Source organism: Fusibacter sp. (assembly GCF_057447755.1).
On sequence record NZ_JBVBZF010000425.1, the window covers coordinates 1 to 2,548 of the forward strand.

The window sequence follows — 2,548 nt, forward strand, 5'->3', positions numbered from 1 at the left end:
AGCATCTTTAACCACACCCACAAGGATGTGATCGCCTTGAATGGCTTTGATGTGGTCCAGCGCAACCTTGATGTGGTCCTTACGACCGTGGCTTTTGGGATTGTAGAAGCAGATGACAAAATCGCCATGTGCTGCGTGTTTTACGCGCTCCATAATGAGGTCGTAAGGGGTCAACAAATCACTTAAGCTAATATGGCAGTAATCATGCATAAGTGGTGCTCCTAAACATGCAGCACTTGCACTTGAAGCAGTAATGCCCGGAATGACCTTGATGACATCTTCTTCATTTGATAATTCATAAATGAGTCCAGCCATGCCATAAACGCCTGCATCACCACTGCTGATCACCGATACGACTTTACCTGTTCTTGAAAGTGCAATGGCTTCCTTGCAGCGTTCAACTTCTCCACGCATGCCGTTGCTGACAACCTCTTGGTCTATGATTAAGGATTCTATAAGTTTGATGTAAGTTTTATAGCCCACGATAATATCAGACTTTTGTATTGCTAATTTTGCCTCTTCAGACATTTTTTCAATTGCGCCTGGTCCAATGCCAATGACATATATCATAATTCAATCCTCCCAAAGGAAAAAGTACATTTTTCTTTTTTATATATTTTAAACGTAAGTTCATCTTGACTTAGTATATAAGCTGATGGTCCTGCGATCGAGCGAATACCGGTTGTTTTTTCCACAAAGTCTGAGCCTTCAAAAAAACCTGTAAATGGAGAGAGGGCAGAGGCTTCATGTGTGATAAAAGGCACATCTAGCGTTTCAGACAATTTATTAATGCACATTTCTTCTGCTTTCAACCTAACTGAGCTGATTGCCCCAATTGCGTTGATTGAAAAGCTCTCGAAGCTCAGGGCCTCAATAAGTTGTTGATAATAAGCCTTATAGGGTACCGCCTTGCGACAACCCGTACCAAGGACCAATGATTGGCTATAAAAAATATAGCAGCAATCATCATAGAGATGTTTTAGCCATTTTTCTGGTTTTCGAAGACTTATGACGACTCTTGGGCCCTGGTGATTAAAAAAGGCGTTTGTATCCTCATAGCATGTGACCGTTCGATGGTCAAATCCCTTTTTGCTGCGAATAAAGGGATCCACCAATAATCCGATCGTTTGACCTTCAACCAAGGCGGCATTTAAGGTCTTAATCACATGACGATTTTTTTCAAGGTTAATCTTGAAATGGGTCATGACTTCCTCAAATCCCTCAATACCTCTTGTGTCAGTAGCTGTGGTGATGACCGGCAGGGTCTGATGGCTGGGACTTAAGCAATCTGCAATTAAATGCGCATAGGCATTTGCCTTACCGATATGGCCTGAAAGTAGGCTAATGGCGAACCGTGCGTGATCATCAAGGACGATGCATGCGGGATCTTTTAGCTTATCACTCACATAAGGTGCAAGCATTCTCACGGCAATACCCACAGCACAAGTGAATATTAAAATGGTCTGGTTTCGAGTTTCAAAGGCAGATTGACCCACCGGTGGCATTTCACAAAAGGTTTGTGAAACGACTTTGGCAAGCCCTCCAGAAGCTTTGACATCAGAATTTGAGTAGCGTTTAAAAGTGGGTTCAAAGTCTGGGCCAACATTGTTAAAATGTGATTTAAGCAAAGCTTCCAGTTCTTTAGCAAGCATACTGCCTTTTTCAGTTACTGAAAAAAAGACAAAATGCGGTTTATGGTCTAAATTCATGTTTAAAGTCCTTATCGTATAACTTAGAATCGTTATAAGCGTTTCCGAGACATTCTCCTACAATAATTAATGCCGTTTTTGTGATACCTTCTTGCTTCACTTTTTCAGCAATATCATCCAAAGTACCGCGGATGATAATTTGCTCTGGCCAAGTTGCCTTATAAACAACAGCGATTGGCGTTGTCATAGGGTATCCGCCAGCATGAAGCTCCTTGATTACTTCTTCGAGCATACCTGAAGATAAGAAAATTGCCATTGAAGTTTGGTGGGATGCAAGAGATCTAAGGGCTTCATTTTTAGGGACAGGTGTACGACCTTCAAGTCTTGTGATGATTAAACTTTGAGAGATCTCCGGAACAGTGTACTCCACTTCAAGTGCAGATGCGGCTCCTAAGAAGCTGCTGACACCCGGAATGAGCTCATATTCAATATTTAGAGGTGCTAATCTTTCAATTTGCTCTCTTAAGGAACCATAGATTGAAAAGTCTCCGGTGTGTAAACGGACAACTTTTTTCCCAGCCTTTGTGCCCTCATGGCAAACTTCGATGATTTCATCCAAGTTCATGGTTGCGCTATTATAAATGGTACATTCAGGTGTGCAATAATCCAAAAGCGCTGGATTGACAAGTGAGCCTGCATAAATCACGATATCGGCTGTGGCAAGTGCTCTCTGTCCTTTAACGGTAATGAGTTCTGGATCTCCTGGGCCTGCGCCTACAAAATAAACTTTCATTATTTCCATCCTTTATTAATTAGTATAGTCGTAAAATAACTGATATCTTCGAATTTGACCCTTGAAAGGTCATCATATATTTTCTGATTAGGTTTAGAAAAATCAC

3 protein-coding genes are annotated in these 2,548 nt (G+C 41.5%); all 3 read right to left on the bottom strand.

Going from position 1 to position 2,548, the window contains the following annotated elements:
• A partial coding sequence (locus tag AC220I_RS21175; RefSeq protein WP_486725858.1) for a precorrin-3B C(17)-methyltransferase occupies positions 1-570 on the bottom strand: 570 nt, incomplete at its 3' end.
• A complete protein-coding gene (locus AC220I_RS21180) occupies positions 567-1,709 on the bottom strand; it encodes a cobalamin biosynthesis protein (protein ID WP_486725859.1) in 1,143 nt (380 codons plus the stop codon). The genes AC220I_RS21180 and AC220I_RS21175, both read right to left, overlap by 4 nt.
• Complete coding sequence (cobM, locus tag AC220I_RS21185) at positions 1,693-2,442, bottom strand: precorrin-4 C(11)-methyltransferase (protein WP_486725860.1); 750 nt, start codon at positions 2,440-2,442, stop codon at positions 1,693-1,695. The genes AC220I_RS21180 and cobM overlap by 17 nt, the downstream gene beginning before the upstream one ends.
• Between the last annotated feature and the right edge of the window lie 106 nt (positions 2,443-2,548).

Coding starts and splice junctions, on each gene's coding strand:
- AC220I_RS21180 (WP_486725859.1), bottom strand. CDS start 1,709: ATGAATTTAGACCATAAACCGCATTTTGTCTTTTTTTCAGTAACTGAA.
- cobM (WP_486725860.1), bottom strand. CDS start 2,442: ATGAAAGTTTATTTTGTAGGCGCAGGCCCAGGAGATCCAGAACTCATT.